The sequence below is a fragment of the Thermoflexus sp. genome, from assembly GCF_025055495.1.
Lineage (GTDB): Bacteria > Chloroflexota > Anaerolineae > Thermoflexales > Thermoflexaceae > Thermoflexus.
Genome location: NZ_JANWXB010000060.1, coordinates 1 through 16,331, shown reverse-complemented (window position 1 = coordinate 16,331; position 16,331 = coordinate 1). Strand labels below are relative to the sequence as shown.

Sequence of the window (16,331 nt, the reverse complement as noted above, 5' to 3'; positions counted from 1 at the left end):
GCCTTCCGGACTCGCTTCGGTTCCTCCAATCCCCAGTTGATCACTGGACAAAACACTAGGCGTTCCGTATTCGCTTTGCGGAAGGCTCCATCCGTCCGGTGAAGATGCGCCAGGGCCCTCCCATTCCGGACCCGAGCGTCCAATTTTTGCTCAGAACGACGATATGATGGCTTTCACTTACCTAAGCCTCGGGATCTTCGATAAAATTGAATTGCGTTGTATTACTCGAAGGGGTCTCCCGGTCAACTGGAGGCCGCCCAACGGGGCCGGCATCTGTCCAGGAGGCGATGCGCGATGCGGACCACGGTCTACTGGGGGATCGGCGGGCTGGTGGGGGTTCTCATCGTGGCCGGGCTAGGCTGGCTTCTGCTGAACCCTCAGGGCCTAGGGGCTTATCTTTCGGATCAGCCGGAAGCCTGCAACAACTGCCACGTTATGAACCCCGCCTACGAAGGGTGGTTCCACGCCACACATCGCCGGGTCGCTGTCTGCAATGACTGCCACACCCCCCATGCCTTCCCCGCCAAGTGGGGTGTCAAATTCCTCAAGGGCGTTCAGCATGTCTACTTCTACACCACTTATCAGATCCCCCCGCAGATTTATGCCGATGGCCTGACCCGGCAGATCGTGCAATCGAACTGTGTGCGTTGCCATTTCAATACGGTGGCCACCCAGAGCGGATTGATGGGAGGGGAGCGCTTTTGCTTCGATTGCCACCGCACGGTTGCCCATGGCGAACGGCGTTCCATTGCCTTCGGCACTCTGCCTGAAAGGAGGTAAAGCATGTTCCAGCGGATGCCCCCTCTGTGGCTGCAAATCACCGGCTTTGTGATCTTGGTCGTCGTGCTTGGCCTTGCCCTAGCCCTTTTGATCGTGCAGCTGCGCGGGCCCCGCCTGGAGGTGGTCCGCCCGGTGACCATCCCGGAGAACGAGGTGAACCCCGCGGTCTGGGGGCAAGCCTTCCCACGGGAGTATGAGGCCTGGCTGCGCACCAAGGAGGGAAGGAAGACCCTCTACGCGGGCTCGGTTCCCTTTGAGAAGCTGGATGAAGATCCGCGCCTGAAAGTGCTCTGGGAGGGCCACCTGTTCGCTGTGGAGTGGGGAGAAGACCGGGGCCACGCGTATTCTTATGAGGATGTGGTGAAATCGAAGCGCCGGGCGAAGCTGGCCGAGCGCCGGGGCGGCACATCCCCCGGATCCTGCTGGGCCTGCAAGGCAGCGGACGCCCCCATCGTGATGGCGGAGATGGGCCCCGCCCAGTTCTACGCCACGCCCTTTGAGGAACTGCAGAAGCGGATCAAATATCCGGTCTCCTGCGCCAACTGCCACGATCCGAAGACCATGGCGCCCGTCATCAAGCAGGTGGCGCTGGTGGAGGCGCTGCAGAAGCTCGGGAAGGACGTCAATCAGCTGACCCGCCAGGAGCTGCGCAACCTGACCTGCGCCCAGTGCCATTCCGAGTATTACTTCGCCAAGGAGCCGAAGGACTATCTCGTCTTCCCGTGGGACAAAGGCATCCGCTTCGAGGACATCGAGGCCTACTACAACGAGCGGAAGTTCGCGGATTGGACCCATCCCTCCACCGGCGTGCCGCTGGTGAAGTTCCAGCATCCGGAGTATGAGCTTTACGCCGCCGACTCCACCCACTACCTGGCGGGGGTGACCTGTGCGGACTGCCACATGCCCTTCGTGATCGAAGGCGGGATCAAATACACCTCCCACCAAGCCGCCAGCCCCTGGTATCGTATGGAGCAGGCCTGCGGCACGTGCCACCTGGACCTCGCCTTCATCCGCAAGCGGGTGGAGATCATCCAGACGACCACGAAGGGGCTTCAGGACGCGGCGGAGAACGCGCTGGTGGAGGCGATCGAGGCCCTCAAGGCCATCAAGGACAACCCCAACGCGGATCCCAAGCTGGCGGAGGAAGCCCGCACGCTGTTCCGCAAGGCCCATATGCGCTGGGACTTCGTCGCTGTCGAGAACTCGCTGGGCTTCCACAACCCGCAGGAGGCCATGCGGTTGCTGTCGGAGTCCATCAATTACGCCCGTCAGGCCCAGTTGAAGGCGATCCAGGCCCTTCAGCGACCCCAGGCCCGGGCGCCGTAAAGCCGATCGCTCCCCTCCAGGTTGTTGCGCGGGGGATGGACCAGACGTTCATCCCCCGCTTTTTATTCGGCTTATCCCGGTTGCGATCCAGGGATCGCTCTCGCCGATGGGAGGGACCCTTTCCCCGGGGTTCCCTGTCCCCGGGGCCCGAAAGACCCCATGAGGGCTGCTTTCAGCAGCCCCGCCTGCCACCAAGCCTTCCCCGATAAAGAAATCGCAAGTTAGTCTGGAGCCCAGTAAAATAAGGGAAACTTTTCGGCTGGAGTCTAGATGACACGGGTGCTGGTGATTGACTACGGAATCGGGAACCTGGGGAATGTGGTCCGTGCGTTCCGGCGTCTTGGGGCGGAGGTGCGTCTGCAGGAACAGCCGGAAGACCTGGAGTGGGCCGAGAAGATCGTGCTGCCCGGGGTGGGCGCCTTCGGCGATGGGATGGCCGGGCTCGCAGCGCGGGGATGGATCGAGCCGCTGAAGAGGGCCGTCGTCGCCGGGATCCCCCTCCTGGGCATCTGCCTGGGGATGCAGTTGCTCTTTGAGGAAAGCGAAGAAATGGGCTGCCATCCGGGCCTGGGGCTGTTGCGCGGGCGGGTGCGCCGCTTCCCCCCCGAGGCCGGCAAGGTGCCCCAGATCGGCTGGAACCGTCTGGAGCACACGGGAAGCCATCCGCTGCTCCACGGCGTGCCCGACGGGGCGTATGTGTATTTCGTCCACGGCTATTATTGCGAGCCGGAGGATCCGGCGGATGGGATCGCCACGACCGTCTACGGGATCCGATATGCTTCGATGGTCGCGCGAGGGCCTGTGATGGGTGTGCAATTCCACCCCGAGAAAAGCCATCGCGTGGGGGAACAGATCCTGAGGAACTTCCTGAGCCTTCGAGGGCGGGGGGCCGTCCACGAATGGGGCACGAATACACGAATGGATGGAGGTGGTAGGCTGTAGGGGGATCCAAAGCCGGAGCGTTCCCCGCCCGGCGTGGTGGCTATCGGCGGGATCCCGGCCGTGGAAAAGACCGAATTCCCCCCTCCCCGCAACCCGGAGGGCCGCGAGGAGGGGTTGGTCCTCAAATACGTAGAAGGCTTAGGGGCCTGGAGCACAGCCGGTCTGTCCGAAGTCGAATGGACAACGCCGCAGGGATGATGGTCTGAATTTCCCGTAACTCTCCTGAGGAAACCCATGGCGTTGGAACTTATCCCCTCTTTAGATCTCCTGCAGGGCCAGGTGGTCCGGCTCGTCCAGGGCGATCCCCGGCGCCGCATCGTGTATGAGATCGACCCGCTGGAGCAGGCCCTCCGGTGGGCGGCGGCGGGGGCCCGCTGGCTCCACGTCGTCCACCTGGACGGCGCCTTCGGAACCGGCGGGGCCAGCGCCGCCTGGATCGCCCGCCTGGTCCGCGAGACGCCGCTGGCGGTGCAGCTGGGCGGCGGATTGCGCACCCTGGAGGATCTGGAGCGAGCCTTTGAGCTGGGCGTCGAGCGCGCTGTGGTGGGGACGATGGCGGTGCGGAACCCGGATGCCCTGGAGGCCGCCCTGGCCCGCTTCGGGGCGGATCGGCTGGTGCTGGCGGTGGAGGTTCGGGAGGGGAAGCTGGCCATCGCCGGATGGCGGGAGATGGCCGGCGATCCCCTCGCCTTCGCCCGGGAGTGGGCCACCCGGGGCGTGCAGTGGGTCCTTTACACCAACGTGCTTCGGGATGGAACGCTGGCCGGACCGGATCTCGAGGGTGTGGCAGAGATCGCCCGGGCGACGGGGGTCCAGGTGATGGTCTCGGGCGGGGTGGGCGATCTTTCCCACATCGAGGAGGCCGGGCGTCGGGCTTTCCCGGGCCTGGCGGGGCTGATCCTCGGGCGGGCGCTCCATGAGCGGCGTTTCACCCTGGAGGAGGCGATCGCCCGACTGCGAGACCTTGGAGGGGAGGATCGTGCGGCCGCGCGTCTTTCTTCCGCCGGATGAACGGGAGCGCCTGATCGAGCGCTTGCGCCCATTGTTGGAAGCGGATGAGGCAATCCGCTTCGCGACCGTCTTCGGCTCCTTCCTGGACCCGGATCTGCCCTTCGCCGACATCGATGTCGGCATCGGGCTAACGGCCGGGGCGGATCCGGAACGCTACGAGATCGACCGGGCGGCCGATTGGACGGCCGCTCTGGGATATCCTGTAGATGTGGTGATCTTCGAACGAGCGCCCCTCGGCCTGCAGGTTCAGATCCTGAACGGCCGCCCGTTGCTCATCCGGGATCCGGAAGGGTTCCTGGAGCTGCTGGAACGGACCGGCTGGGAGTGGATGCACTGGGAACCGTACGTGCATCAATTCCTGAGGGAGCTGTTGCCGTGAAACCCGACCCGGAACGAGTCGCCCGCCTGAGCGCTGAGATTTTAGAGCGTTTAGAAAAGCTGAGGGCCTATACGGCCGTGGATTTCACGGATTTCCAGGCCGATGAGCGAACAGTCCTGGCGGCCAAGATGCTCCTGGTGGAAGCGGTGGAAGGAGCGGCGGCGCTCTGCAACCATATCATGGCCCGACGGTTTCGACAGGCTCCGGGCGGCTTTATTTTGTGCTTCGACGCGTTGGGCGACCGGCTGGGCTGGGAGGAGGAATTCCGCGGGCGACTACGGCGGCTGGCCCGTTTCCGAAACGAGCTGATTCACGAGTATCGAGAAATCACACCTGAGCAGGTGTATCGAATGGCCCGGGAAGAGGCGGGGGCGCTGGCGGAAATGGTGCGCCGGCTGCGGGAATGGCTGCGGGCCGAAGGGGAAGCGTGAGAGGATGGAGAAAGCGCCTGCGGAGGACGGGGCGGGAATGCTGGCCAAGCGGATCATTCCGTGTCTGGACATCCACGCGGGGCGTGTGGTGAAGGGCGTGCGGTTTGTGGATCTGCGCGACGCTGGAGATCCCGTTGCCCACGCCCGCTTCTACGAAGACGAGGGGGCCGATGAGCTGGTCTTCCTGGACATCACTGCCTCCTACGAGGATCGCGCCATCCTCCTGGAGGTGGTCGGGCGTGTGGCCGAGGTCCTCTCGATCCCGTTCACCGTCGGTGGTGGGATCCGGAGCGTCGAGGACTTCCAGGCCCTGTTGCGGGCGGGGGCGGATAAGGTCAGCATCAACACGGCCGCGGTCCGCCACCCGGAGCGGATCACGGAGGCCGCGCGCCGCTTCGGCTCCCAATGCGTCGTGGTGGCCATCGACGCTAAGCGGATCGGGCCCTCCCGATGGGAGGTTTACATCCACGGGGGGCGCACGCCCACGGGGCTGGATGCTGTGGAATGGGCGCGCGAGGTCGAACGACGAGGCGCCGGGGAGATCCTGCTCACCAGCATCGACGCCGATGGCACCCAGGAGGGCTACGACCTGGAGCTCACCCGGGCGGTGGCGGAAGCGGTGGGCATCCCGGTGATCGCCTCCGGAGGGGCCGGCGCGCTGGAGCATTTTTATCAGGTGTTCGCTGTGGGGAAGGCCGATGCGGCCCTGGCGGCCTCGGTGTTCCACTTCCGGCAGCTGCGCATCCCGGAGGTGAAGGCTTATCTGGCGGAACGCGGGATCCCGGTGCGCGTTCTTTAGATCCCCCTCTTCCTCCTCAGAAGTCATGGGATCAGAGGGAAAGGACCAAACCATCCATTCGTCCAGCGGAGGGCGCTCTTGGGACAGCGGGCGTATCGCTTCTTCGACCTGGTGATGGCGCTTTTCGTCACCGTGCTGATCGTGAGCAACATCGCCTCCTCCGCCAAGATCGTGAACTGGGGAGTGAGCCTGCTCAGCGTGCGGCTGGCCTTCGACGCGGGGACGATCCTCTTCCCGGTGAGCTATATCTTCGGGGACATCCTAACGGAGGTCTACGGCTACCGCCGCTCCCGTCGGGTGATCTGGACCGGGTTCGCGTGCCTGGCGCTGAGCGCAGGGGTCTTCTGGATTGTCCGGGCCCTGCCGGGGGACCCGGAGTGGGAGCGATACGCTGGGCAACGGGCTTACGAGGCCATCCTGGGCGGAATGAGCACCGGCGGCATCGTCTTGGCCAGCCTCCTGGGCTACTGGGCCGGCGAGTTCGCCAATTCCTTCACCCTGGCGAAGATGAAGATCCTCACCCGCGGCCGCTATCTGTGGACCCGAACCATTGGCAGCACCTTAGTGGGACAGCTGATGGATACGGCGGTCTTCGTCGGGATCGCCTCGCTGACCGGCGTCTTCCCCTGGAGTCTGTTTGGGACGCTGGTGCTGACCAATTATCTGTTCAAGGTCGGCGTGGAAGCCGTGATGACGCCCGTGACGTATCTGGTCGTGGGCGCGCTGAAGCGCCTGGAACAGGAGGATTATTACGACTATGACACCGACTTCAACCCCTTCCGGCTGGAGCTCCGGGCCTGATCCGGGCGAGCTGCGCCCGGCGGTCGTCCAGGACGCCCGGACCGGCCGGGTGCTGATGCTGGGTTGGGTGAACGACGAAGCCCTCCAGCGCACCCGCGAGACCGGGATGGCCCACTTCTGGAGCCGATCCCGCAGGCGGCTGTGGCGGAAAGGCGAAACCTCGGGGAACGTCCTCCGGGTGGTGGAGATCCGTCTGGACTGCGATGGGGATGCGGTGCTGATCCAGGCGATCCCCGCCGGCCCCACCTGCCACACCGGTCAGCCCAGTTGCTTCCACCGGGAACCCGATGGAACGGAACTCCTCCCTCCACCCGGGCAAATCCTCCATCGGCTGGAGGAAGCGGTCCGGGATCGGCAAAGGCGCCCCGCCGAGGGCTCTTACACCGCCCGGCTTTTCGCGGCCGGGCTCGACGAGATCGTGAAGAAAATCGGGGAAGAGGCCATCGAGGTCGCCCTCGCCCTGCGCCACCAGTCGGACCAGCGGTCCCTGGAGGAGGCTGCCGACCTTCTGTATATGCTGACCGTCGGACTGGTGGCCCGGGGGCTGAGCTGGGATGCGGTGCTGGAGGTTCTGGCGGAGCGACGAGGGCTTTCGCGGCTCGGGGGATCGGAGCCGGAGCACGCCTCCGGCCTTTCCTCATCGGAATCCTTGTGAGGGAAGCGAGATGCCGGTGGAGATCTACCGCTGGGAAACCCTGGACGCGGAGACGCGACGGCGCCTGCTGATGCGCGCTCAAGTGGATCTCGAGCAGATCCTGCCGGAGGTCAAGGCGATTCTGGAGGACGTGCGGCGGCGAGGGGATGCGGCGGTGGCGGATTACCTGCGCCGCTTCGATGGGATCGACTGGCCGCCGGAGCGCTGGCGGGTGAGCCCGGAAGCGATGGCCGCCGCCGGGGAGGAGCTCCGCCCCGAGGTGCGGGAGGCCCTGCGCCGGGAGGCGGAGGCCGTCCGGCGGTTCCACGAAGCCCAGCGGGAACGGCCCATCTGGCTGATGGAGATGGCCCCTGGGGTGATCGCCGGGCAGATCGTCCGCCCCCTGGATTCGGCCGGGCTCTACATCCCGGGCGGCCGGGCCGTCTATCCGACCATCGTCCACGCCCTGGGGATCCCGGCCTCGGTGGCCGGGGTGCGCCGGATCGTCGCCTGCACTCCGCCGGCCGGGCGCCATCCGGCGGTCCTGGCGGCTGCCTACGCCGCGGGGGTGACCGATTTCTTCCTGGTGGGCGGGGTGGCCGCCATCGCCGCAATGGCCTACGGCACCGAGACGATCCCGAAAGTCGACAAGATTGTGGGGCCCGGGAACCTCTACGTGCTGGCGGCGAAGGCCCTGGTGATGGGAGAGGTGGCCATCGACATGCTGGCGGGGCCCACCGAGGTGATCGTTCTGGCGGATGAGACGGCGCGCCCGGACTGGGTGGCGGCGGAGCTCCTGGCCCAGGCCGAGCACGATCCCCAGACCTCGTGCCTTCTGGTGACGCCGGCGGAAGCGCTGGCCCGCGCGGTGCGGGCGGAGATCGAGCGACAGGGCCCTTCCCTTCCCCGCTGGGCGGTCGCCCGCCAGGCGCTGGAGACCTACGGTGGGCTGATCGTGACCGCCGATATGGAAACGGCCGTCGAGGTGTGCAACGCTTATGCCCCGGAGCACCTGGCCATCTACACCCGGGATCCCTGGGCGATCCTTCCCGCGATCCGCCATGCGGGGTCCGTGTTCCTGGGCCCATGGTCCGCCGTGGCGGCGGGGGATTACGCCACCGGCACCAACAACACCCTGCCCACCGGGGGCTGGGCCCGCGTCGCCTCATCGGTCTCCGTCGACACCTTTGTGAAGAAGATCGAAGTGGAAGCGCTGACCGAAGAGGGTCTGCGCCACCTGGCCCCGGTGATCACCACGCTGGCCGAGGTGGAAGGGCTCCACGCCCACGCCGCCTCCATCCGGATCCGCCTTCCCGACCCGCCGGCCTCCTCATCGGCGGGATAAGCGGATTCGGCAGCCCCCGCTCGCCCGGGGCGATGACGCGGCGCCCTCTTGCCATCCCCGCCATCTCTGCCGCGGAGGTCGTGTTGCACCGCTGACGGACGGGGGAGACGGCTTCAATGGCCTCACCCGCTCGTCTTCCTTCCGGAGGCCCCCTGGGCCTCCGGAAGGGGAGGGGCGCTGTGCCCTCGCCTTATAAATGGGGAGCTTCGCGGCCCGCCCCGCGCTCCCCAATCCCTGATTTGTAACAGAGCGATCGATCAGCCGGGATCCCTGGGTGGGGGGCACCAAGCACCGAAGGGTGTTTGACAACCCTCCGCGGCGCCGATTAGAATTAAACTGCAACGGGGGGCGGTAGCTCAACCGGCAGAGCAGCGGCCTTTTAAGCCGACGGTTGTGGGTTCGAGTCCCACCCGCCTCATCGGGAAAAGCCTTCTGCGATGTGCCCATCGCGGAAGGCTTTTTTGCTTTCCCCGGGTTGGCGGTCCTCCTCCACGGAGCCCGCCCGACCGCCTGGGGCACCACCCTGCACACCGACCACCTTCGCTTGGGAGGATCGAGAATGGCTCAGGGAGCCTTGGCCGAAGAGCCCTTCGAAGGCATGCGTCTGACCTTCGCCGAGGAAAGCACCATCACCGCTATTTATCAGGTCCAGCGGGTGCTGGCCCACGAGCGCAGCCCTCTGCAAGAGATCGCCATCCTGGAACTCGAAAACTGGGGCAAAGCGCTGGTCCTGGACGGCGTGATCCAGTTCACTCAGCGGGACGAGTTCTTCTACCACGAGTCCCTGGTCCATCCGGCGATGATGGCCCATCCCCTTCCACGTCGGGTGCTGGTGATCGGCGGCGGGGATGGTGGGGTGGCCCGAGAGGCTCTGCGTTATCCCACGGTGGAAGAAGTGACGGTGGTAGAGATCGATGGCCGGGTGGTGGAGCTGTGCCGCCAGCACATGCCGGAATTCGCCGCTTCGTTCGATGATCCCCGGGTCCGCTTGATCATCGGCAACGGGCGCGCCTTTCTGGAAGAGCGCGCGGGGATCTATGACGTCATCCTGCTGGACTCCAACGACCCCCTGGCGGAGCTGGCCCGCAGCCTGTTCGACCCGGCCTTCTTCCGGCTGTGCGCGGAGCATCTCACGGACGAGGGGATGCTGGCCCTGCACCTTTCCGAATCCCTGTTCCGGGAAGGGTATCTGGGCTATGAAGCGCCGATGGTGCGGGGCGCCCTGGGCCAGCTCTTCCGGTATGTGGAGACCATCCCGATGCCCTATTCCACCTATCCATGCAACTGGTGGAGCTTCATCGTCTGCTCAAAGGGGCTGGATCCGAGGATCGTGCGCAATCCCTATCCCTTCCGGGGCCGTTACTATGACCCCGATTACCACGGCTGGCTGTTCGCCCCTGCCGCTTTCATCGACCGTCTGGAGGAGCTCAAGGGAGCGTTTTAAAACCCCGGGCGTTCAGATGGGGCCCTCGCCAGGCTCGCCCGCGGGGAGATATGTTTCTTCTCTCTCCCCAAGGGCCCTGGGGGGCGAGGAGAGAAGGACTGTCCTGCCTCTCTCCTGAGGGGCCTGAATTGAGCGCGCTGCCGGAAATTGCCTGGGGCGTTTGTTTAGGGCGGAGCGAGGTGCCGAGGGCGCCTGGCTCCGCCCTCCAAGGCCCTATGAAGAAGCAAACGGGCGACTCCTCTTAGATGTAGATATCCCGCCGCGGATATGCCCCATAGACCACGGCGATGCTGGCCAAGATGATCAACAGCGAAACCAGCACATAGACTCCATCCAGCCGGCCGGCCTGCATGAAAACCGCAGCGTCGAAATATTTGAAGGGCGTGAAATACTTCAGAAAATCGAAGTCCTTCGATATATTCGAGACCGCGAACGCAAAATAGGAGGCGAGGATCAGCCCGATGGTCACAGAAACAGCGCGCCAGGCCGGTCGCAGCAGGCTGGCCAGCATCAGCCCGATGGCTAAGAAGATCAGCTCAATCAGGAACATCGCTTCCATCTCCAGGAGCAGGAGGCGATAGAAGGACGCATCGGGCTGATAGGACTGAACCGCGAGCACGGAAACCACGCCGGTCACCAGGGTGAAGAGCAGGCAGTTCACCAGCGCGGCCAGCGCCTTCGCGGTGAGCACGCGGGAGCGGCTCACGGGCAGGGTCAGGAGGAAGTCCGCGGTCTTGCCGCTTTCCTCCCTGGAGAGGACGCCGCTGCCCCATGTCGCGGCAGCGATCGCGCCCATCAGCGCGAAGTAGACGAACATGACACCGAAGAAACCGTCCAGGGTGGTGAGATCGAAGGCGCCCAGGCCGAAGGCCGCCGCGACCGCCTGAGGGAGCGATTTCAGGACCGCCGTCATCTCCGGGTTGTTCACATAGCCGGCCATCTTGGTCACGGAGATCAGGATAAACAGCGCCATCACCCCGCTCCAGATCAGGAGCGACCGCAAACCGGATTTCCATTCATGCCAGAAGATGTTCATAGGACTTCCCTCCGTTCTTCCGCACAACCCGAGCCTCCTTTCGGAGGCCTGGGGGGGCGGAGCCGGGCGCTTTCGTCACCCGGCCCTGTGTCTAAAAGCGCTCGGCAGAGTTCTCAAGTTCTCATGCTCCCTGGGAGACAGGGCGAAACCTCTCTCAGACAACAGCCGGGATATCATGGCGAATATATCGCCAGTAGCTGAAGGCCAGGGAGATCCCGATCATTGCGACGCTGAGGCCCACCAGGGGCATGTCGTATGCGTTATTCCGCACGATATAAGTTGGATCGAAATGACGGAAGGGGGTGATGAGCTCCAGTTTGACATCGCCCAGGAGATCTCCGAAGGCGTTCAACACGTATGCTCCGAAGCTCAACATCAGGCCATAAGGCGCCACACTGCGCACCCGCCGCACCAGCAACGAGAAGGCCAGGCCCAGGCTGAGGAAAACCACCTGGAAAATGGCGATGCTCCCCAGCATCAGGACCATGGGATGCGCGTCGTAAGGGCGACCTTCCCGGAACATCTCCACGAAGATGAAACTGCTTGCCCAGGCCACTGCGTTCGTGAGGGTCAGGGCGGTGAAAGCAGCCAGGAGCTTGCTGGTCAGGATCTGGGCACGGGTGACGGGTTTGCTGACCAGGAAATCGGAGATCATCTGCCCTTCCTCCACCGCGATCAGACCGAAGCCATAATTGCTGGCCTGAAGGGCCAGCAGAATTTGCAGAAACGTGAAGACAAAACTGTAATAGCCCGTCACGGAGGAGAGATCCACCCCCGCCATCCCGAAGGCCTCCAGGTATTCCGGCGGGAGCCTCTTCAAGGTCTCCTGCAGCACCGCTGCATAGTCCGCGAAAGTGGGGAATAGGCCCATATACAGCAAGGCGACCAGGGCGATGCTGGCCGACCAGATGAGGAGCGAGTTCCGCTTCCGTCGCAATTCGAACCAGTAGATGTTGGCTTTCATGACTCATCCCTCTGGTAATAATGCATGAAGATCTCCTCCAGGGTCGGCTCCTCGATCGTCACGTCCGTGAGGTTCAGGGCGCTCAGCCGGCGCAACACCACGTTGATATCCCCGCGATAGAAGAAATGCACCGTATGGTTGGTGTGCTCCAGGTGGGTCACGCCGGGCAGGTCGAAATACGCGGGATCGAGGTCCCTGGCCACCACCCGGACTTTCTTGTAGTTATTCCGGATCAGCGTCTCCATATCGGCGATCTCCACGATGCGCCCCTCGCGGATGATGGCCACCCGATGGCACAATCGCTGCACCTCGCTCAGGATGTGGGAGGAGAAGAACACCGTCAACCCCCGCGCGTTCTCCTCCCGGATCAGGTCGAAAAACCGGCGCTGCATGAGGGGGTCCAGGCCGATCGTCGGCTCGTCGAGGAAGACCAGCCGGGGGTTATGCATCAAACCTTGCACGATACCCACCTTCTTCCGATTGCCGTAGGAGAGCTCATCCACGCGGCGGTTCAGGTCGAGCTCCATGTATTCGGCCAGCTCATGCATGCGACGCGTGCAATCGCGCGGGTAGAAGCTGGCGGCGTATTTCAACAGATCGATCACCTTCATGCGCTCGTAATAAAAGACCTCGCCGGGAAGGTAGCCGATATCCTGACGGATCTCCGGCCCATATCGGAAAACGTCCTTGCCGAAGATCCGGGCCCTCCCCCGGGTCGGATAGATCAGGGCGAGAAGCAGGCGGATGGTCGTGGTTTTCCCGGCGCCGTTCGGGCCGATGAAGCCGAAGATCTCCCCCTCCTCCACCTGGAAGGAGACGTCCTCGATCCCACGCGCCTTGCCGTAGTATTTGGTGAGATGCTCCACTTCGATGATGCGCATTGCGCTTCCTCCTGATACAGGAGCTACGCCGTTGGGGGACGGCCAGACAAGGCGGAATGGCTCCATCTCCATGTCTCTTCCTCTCCACAGCCCGAAGGGCCGCGGGGAGGAGGAGAAAAAACTTCCCAAGAGAGCAAACGGCATAACTCCTACGGATGTTTCTGCCGGTCTGTCCCGATCCCTCGACGGAGGAACTCGATGAACTGGTCGGCCACCTTCAAGAGGCGCTCATCGTATTCAGAAGCCACATGTTCGGTGTAATACTCCACGACCAGGTTGTTGAGGGAGGCCACCAGAAAAGCCATCAGGCGGACATCCAGATCCTCCCGCACTTCGCCGCGCCGGATGGCTTCCTGGATCATCCGCTCGAAGATTTCGTGGGCGATGGCCATGCCGCGAGCAAGGGCTTCCGGGTAGATGGGGGAGTTCCGGCTGGCCAGCAACTGGCGCCCGATCTGGACGTATAGGGGGCGTTCCTGGGCGAAGCGGATGCCGGCGATATAGAGCTGGCGCAACAGGGTGAAGAAGTCCTCCTGGCCTGCGCGTTCCAGAACCGGACGCAGATACGCCCGTTTCTCCTCTCCGATGATCTGCAACACATAGAGCAGGAGGTCCTTTTTGTTCTCGAAATACTGGTAGAAGCTTCCCTTGGCGATCCCCGCGCGCTTCACGATCCGGTTGACGCTGGCGCGGGGGAAGGGATGGGCGGCGAATTCCTCCATCGCCACCCGCAAGATCAACGCCCGCTTATCCTCCGGCAGATTGAAAAAAGTCGCCCGGGGCATGCGGCCGACCCCGATGTGACCATCTGGTCATATGACCTGTCGGTCATATTTTACCCCCCGGGCGGGGGGAACGCAAAAAGGGCCCAGACGGTTCCGTGCCCGCTTCTGCCGGAGGGCTTGGAACCACCGCTCGATAGACGCCCCCTTCTCCACCCTGATCTGTCCACCTAACGGGCCCGTTCCCAGTAGGCCTACAGGATCCGTTCTTTCTCTGCTTCGAAATAGTGGACTCTGGGGGAAGGCAACTCGCAGGCCCCGCCATCTTTGCGGGGATGCTGAGGGCTGCCGCAACGGTTGCGACCGCTGCGAACGATCCTCGCGCTGTCCCAGCGCCAACACCGAATCCTTCCTCTGCCGGAGTCTCTGAGCTCCTCGAGCAGGCCTTCCCTAACCTTGATCCCTATGACGGGAAGTCGGGCGCGGATTTCTACTGCTTGCGCTCTTCATAGATCCAGAGCCTGCGAAAGCCCACGGACAGAGAACGAGGGTCTGGGTTTGCACCGCCGGTGGCCTCCGCCGGCGACCGGGCATACGCGAAGCGAAGATCCAGCATGTTCCATCCCCTCTGAACCCTGTCCGCTGGGATGACGAGCGTCCATTGGGATTCCTTGCAACCTGGGAAAACCCGCTCAGCCATCCGTAGACCGTTTACGAAGATCGTGATGCGCTGCGGGCGATCCGCCGGGCACATTGGGAAAGCCTGGACCTCAAGCCGGAACGCCGCCGGCTTCCGGACCAGCCATGCCGCCTCTGCCGCTGTCGATTCCGCCCACACGCCCCAGGGCTCCACGCCAGACCATCCGCTGATCAGGAACAGGTTGGTGAAGGAGGACGTCGGAAGGCCCGACAGCTCTATCGCGCAGATGCGTTCATCCCACAGGCCGGGGATGCGGGGCGAGTCAAAGCAGTGAAGGGGGAGATCGCTAAACATCGTGAGAAGGTCCGGCCTGCTCTGGACTCCATGCAAGATCAGAAATTGAACCCCAAGCCCTTCCAGATGCCGAACTCGGCTTGGGGAATCGAAGACCCAAGCTCTCAGCTGGATAAACCAGCGTGGATAGAAAGATCCCCATCCATTCACAGCAGGCTTCCGATGATCCAGCGTTTGCAGCAACGCAAAGGCAGAGTGCCTGATGGATAAATTCGGTATTAGATCCAGCTCCAACACCATCCCCTGCTCCGCTCTGGCCCGCAGCCATTCGTAAACCGGATGCGACGGAAGGGGCCATGGCCAGCCGGGGGAAGCGACGCTGAATACCTCCAGGATCCACGCGAGGCTGACCCCGGCGCGCGTCAGTCGATGGCGAACGAGGCGGGTGATGGCCTCGGAGGCCGCAGCGATGCCGCCCAGGACGAAGAGGCTGGCGAATCGGCCGATCGCGGCCGCGTAGGGGAGGATCGGGAAGAGAAGGCCCAGCAACAGCAGCGGCGAATACAGCCGATCCCGGAACGCGGGCGGGACTTGCGGGCTTTCCATCATAAACGAGGGGTTCAGCGTATAGGCCCAACGCCACATGGTCTGGTAGACCGCCTCCAGCGTGGTTGACCAACCGACCACGATAGGGCCCCTCCACTTCAGCGCGACCCCGGCCGATAGTGCCGCGCCGATCGCCGCGATGGCCAGCAGTCTGCTGCTGGCGAGGGGGCCATCCCTCCGGAACAGGCCCCATCCCGCCAGGGCCAGCCCGCCAGTGACCCACGGGAGCAGCCCGATCGGCGGGGATTGGGGCAACCCGGCGGCGGGCCCCATCCAGGCCCGAAACGGGCTGTAGGGATTCCACTGGAACGCGAAGCCCCAGTCATAGCCCGTGCCGGCCAGCAAGTCGATGGCGTGAGGCTGCATATGGTCCTCCGTGAAAGACCATCGGAAGAGCAGCGCCCAGGGGCCTGCGATCGTCAGTGCGACGAAGGCAATGAGGGCCAAGGCCCGCACAGATTCCCGCCACCGCTTCCGGTCGATCCCCAGCACGAGAACCGGTATGCTGGCGATCGGAAGCATCTGGAGGTGCATCAGAGCAGCCATCCCCCACCACACGCCGGCCCGCCACCGGGAAGGGCCCCGCCAGCCCTGCGCCCGGGCGCGCCCCAGATCCAGGATCAGCCAGGGGAGCAGCGCCAGGCCGCCCATCACGTGGAGATGGCCTCCGAACTCCCGCAGGCCGGAGTAGGCCGTGTTGAGGAACGCATAGGCCATCCCCGCAGCGACGGCGATCCATGGGTCCCGGCTCCGGCGAAGGCTCAGCCGATACATCCCCCCGAAGGCCAGCGTCATCGCGATCCATCCGAACACATTGAACGCAAAGGCCTCGCCCCCGATGACCGCCCAGGGCAGCATCAGGCCGATCAGAGGGGGTGGATGGGCCAGGTTCGCGGTATGCCAGCCCAGCGGGGCGAAAGCAAGGGGATAGAAGAACGGCGATTGCCCGTTCCCGAGGGCCTCTCGATACCACCGCAGCGCCCAGAGCACTTCCAAGGTATCCGGTCCTGGAGGGACGGAGCGGAAGAGGTCCGAGGCCGGCCATGCGGTTTTCAAAAAGGCCAGCCACAGGAGGCCGATGAGGAGAGGCTGCTTCCATTTCAATCTGCGCTTGTCCATTCCAACGTCCTCTTTTCTACCTGATGAACCAGACCTGGTTCAAAAACAGCCAGTCATAGCTCCAGGTTGTGGAAGGGGGGAACAGCCACACCGGCTCCCGGGCCAGGAGATGGCCGGCATATCGGATCTCCACCCATCGCAGGGCCGGCCATCCTCCTCGGAGCTCTGGGCTCACCC

The 16,331-nt window shown here is 64.1% G+C and carries 16 protein-coding genes and 1 tRNA gene; 12 read left to right on the top strand and 5 right to left on the bottom strand.

The features are described from left to right. Window positions 1–294: 294 nt before the first annotated feature. The 12 genes from nrfH (at window position 295) to NZM16_RS02180 (ending at window position 9,892) form a co-directional block, all read left to right on the top strand. Window positions 295–780 carry a cytochrome c nitrite reductase small subunit gene (nrfH, locus tag NZM16_RS02235; RefSeq protein WP_295478218.1) on the top strand — a complete coding sequence of 162 codons (486 nt, stop codon included), beginning with the start codon at window positions 295–297 and terminating at the stop codon, window positions 778–780. 3 nt (window positions 781–783) lie between these two features. Continuing rightward, window positions 784–2,106, top strand: coding sequence for an ammonia-forming cytochrome c nitrite reductase subunit c552 (locus NZM16_RS02230; protein WP_295478215.1), 1,323 nt, complete (start codon window positions 784–786; stop codon window positions 2,104–2,106). Between the two features lie 270 nt (window positions 2,107–2,376). Further along, the gene (gene hisH / locus NZM16_RS02225) at window positions 2,377–3,048 is read left to right on the top strand and encodes an imidazole glycerol phosphate synthase subunit HisH (protein ID WP_295478212.1); all 672 of its coding nucleotides are present in this window, start codon (window positions 2,377–2,379) and stop codon (window positions 3,046–3,048) included. Window positions 3,049–3,282: 234 nt separating this feature from the next. Beyond that, on the top strand, window positions 3,283–4,059 hold the full coding sequence (locus tag NZM16_RS02220; protein WP_295478210.1) for a 1-(5-phosphoribosyl)-5-[(5-phosphoribosylamino)methylideneamino] imidazole-4-carboxamide isomerase: 777 nt from the start codon (window positions 3,283–3,285) through the stop codon (window positions 4,057–4,059). Beyond that, entirely contained in the window at window positions 4,028–4,438 is a 411-nt protein-coding gene (locus NZM16_RS02215; protein ID WP_295452867.1) for a nucleotidyltransferase domain-containing protein, read from the top strand. The genes NZM16_RS02220 and NZM16_RS02215 overlap by 32 nt, the downstream gene beginning before the upstream one ends. Then, window positions 4,435–4,869 carry a DUF86 domain-containing protein gene (locus NZM16_RS02210; RefSeq protein WP_295452869.1) on the top strand — a complete coding sequence of 145 codons (435 nt, stop codon included), beginning with the start codon at window positions 4,435–4,437 and terminating at the stop codon, window positions 4,867–4,869. The genes NZM16_RS02215 and NZM16_RS02210 overlap by 4 nt, the downstream gene beginning before the upstream one ends. A gap of 37 nt (window positions 4,870–4,906) precedes the next feature. Further along, on the top strand, window positions 4,907–5,668 hold the full coding sequence (gene hisF / locus NZM16_RS02205) for an imidazole glycerol phosphate synthase subunit HisF (protein WP_295452871.1): 762 nt from the start codon (window positions 4,907–4,909) through the stop codon (window positions 5,666–5,668). A 78-nt stretch (window positions 5,669–5,746) separates the two neighbouring features. Further along, window positions 5,747–6,469, top strand: a complete 723-nt coding sequence (locus NZM16_RS02200) for a queuosine precursor transporter (protein WP_295452873.1) — start codon at window positions 5,747–5,749, stop codon at window positions 6,467–6,469. Beyond that, a complete protein-coding gene (hisIE, locus tag NZM16_RS02195; RefSeq protein WP_295452876.1) occupies window positions 6,426–7,124 on the top strand; it encodes a bifunctional phosphoribosyl-AMP cyclohydrolase/phosphoribosyl-ATP diphosphatase HisIE in 699 nt (232 codons plus the stop codon). The genes NZM16_RS02200 and hisIE overlap by 44 nt, the downstream gene beginning before the upstream one ends. A gap of 10 nt (window positions 7,125–7,134) precedes the next feature. Then, complete coding sequence (gene hisD, locus NZM16_RS02190) at window positions 7,135–8,448, top strand: histidinol dehydrogenase (RefSeq protein ID WP_295452878.1); 1,314 nt, start codon at window positions 7,135–7,137, stop codon at window positions 8,446–8,448. Between the two features lie 345 nt (window positions 8,449–8,793). Beyond that, window positions 8,794–8,866: transfer RNA gene (locus NZM16_RS02185), tRNA-Lys, on the top strand. A 141-nt stretch (window positions 8,867–9,007) separates the two neighbouring features. Then, entirely contained in the window at window positions 9,008–9,892 is an 885-nt protein-coding gene (locus tag NZM16_RS02180; protein WP_295478205.1) for a hypothetical protein, read from the top strand. 241 nt (window positions 9,893–10,133) lie between these two features. On the opposite strand, the gene NZM16_RS02175 is transcribed toward NZM16_RS02180, so the two are convergent. The 5 genes from NZM16_RS02175 to NZM16_RS02155 all read right to left on the bottom strand — a co-directional run bounded on the left by NZM16_RS02175 (window position 10,134) and on the right by NZM16_RS02155 (window position 16,154). Then, window positions 10,134–10,928: an ABC transporter permease subunit gene (locus NZM16_RS02175; RefSeq protein WP_295478202.1), complete on the bottom strand. Its 795-nt coding sequence runs from the start codon at window positions 10,926–10,928 to the stop codon at window positions 10,134–10,136. A 154-nt stretch (window positions 10,929–11,082) separates the two neighbouring features. Next, window positions 11,083–11,892, bottom strand: a complete 810-nt coding sequence (locus NZM16_RS02170) for an ABC transporter permease subunit (RefSeq protein WP_295452885.1) — start codon at window positions 11,890–11,892, stop codon at window positions 11,083–11,085. Continuing rightward, window positions 11,889–12,773, bottom strand: coding sequence for an ABC transporter ATP-binding protein (locus NZM16_RS02165; RefSeq protein WP_295452888.1), 885 nt, complete (start codon window positions 12,771–12,773; stop codon window positions 11,889–11,891). The genes NZM16_RS02170 and NZM16_RS02165 overlap by 4 nt, the downstream gene beginning before the upstream one ends. A 149-nt stretch (window positions 12,774–12,922) precedes the next feature. Beyond that, window positions 12,923–13,558, bottom strand: a complete 636-nt coding sequence (locus NZM16_RS02160; RefSeq protein ID WP_295478199.1) for a TetR/AcrR family transcriptional regulator — start codon at window positions 13,556–13,558, stop codon at window positions 12,923–12,925. 427 nt (window positions 13,559–13,985) lie between these two features. Further along, window positions 13,986–16,154, bottom strand: coding sequence for a hypothetical protein (locus tag NZM16_RS02155; RefSeq protein ID WP_295478197.1), 2,169 nt, complete (start codon window positions 16,152–16,154; stop codon window positions 13,986–13,988). Between the last annotated feature and the right edge of the window lie 177 nt (window positions 16,155–16,331).

Coding starts and splice junctions, on each gene's coding strand:
- NZM16_RS02175 (WP_295478202.1), bottom strand. CDS start 10,928: ATGAACATCTTCTGGCATGAATGGAAATCCGGTTTGCGGTCGCTCCTG.
- hisIE (WP_295452876.1), top strand. CDS start 6,426: ATGACACCGACTTCAACCCCTTCCGGCTGGAGCTCCGGGCCTGATCCG.
- NZM16_RS02180 (WP_295478205.1), top strand. CDS start 9,008: ATGGCTCAGGGAGCCTTGGCCGAAGAGCCCTTCGAAGGCATGCGTCTG.
- NZM16_RS02160 (WP_295478199.1), bottom strand. CDS start 13,558: ATGCCCCGGGCGACTTTTTTCAATCTGCCGGAGGATAAGCGGGCGTTG.
- NZM16_RS02220 (WP_295478210.1), top strand. CDS start 3,283: ATGGCGTTGGAACTTATCCCCTCTTTAGATCTCCTGCAGGGCCAGGTG.
- NZM16_RS02165 (WP_295452888.1), bottom strand. CDS start 12,773: ATGCGCATCATCGAAGTGGAGCATCTCACCAAATACTACGGCAAGGCG.
- hisF (WP_295452871.1), top strand. CDS start 4,907: ATGCTGGCCAAGCGGATCATTCCGTGTCTGGACATCCACGCGGGGCGT.
- NZM16_RS02230 (WP_295478215.1), top strand. CDS start 784: ATGTTCCAGCGGATGCCCCCTCTGTGGCTGCAAATCACCGGCTTTGTG.
- hisD (WP_295452878.1), top strand. CDS start 7,135: ATGCCGGTGGAGATCTACCGCTGGGAAACCCTGGACGCGGAGACGCGA.
- hisH (WP_295478212.1), top strand. CDS start 2,377: ATGACACGGGTGCTGGTGATTGACTACGGAATCGGGAACCTGGGGAAT.
- NZM16_RS02170 (WP_295452885.1), bottom strand. CDS start 11,892: ATGAAAGCCAACATCTACTGGTTCGAATTGCGACGGAAGCGGAACTCG.
- nrfH (WP_295478218.1), top strand. CDS start 295: ATGCGGACCACGGTCTACTGGGGGATCGGCGGGCTGGTGGGGGTTCTC.
- NZM16_RS02155 (WP_295478197.1), bottom strand. CDS start 16,154: ATGGACAAGCGCAGATTGAAATGGAAGCAGCCTCTCCTCATCGGCCTC.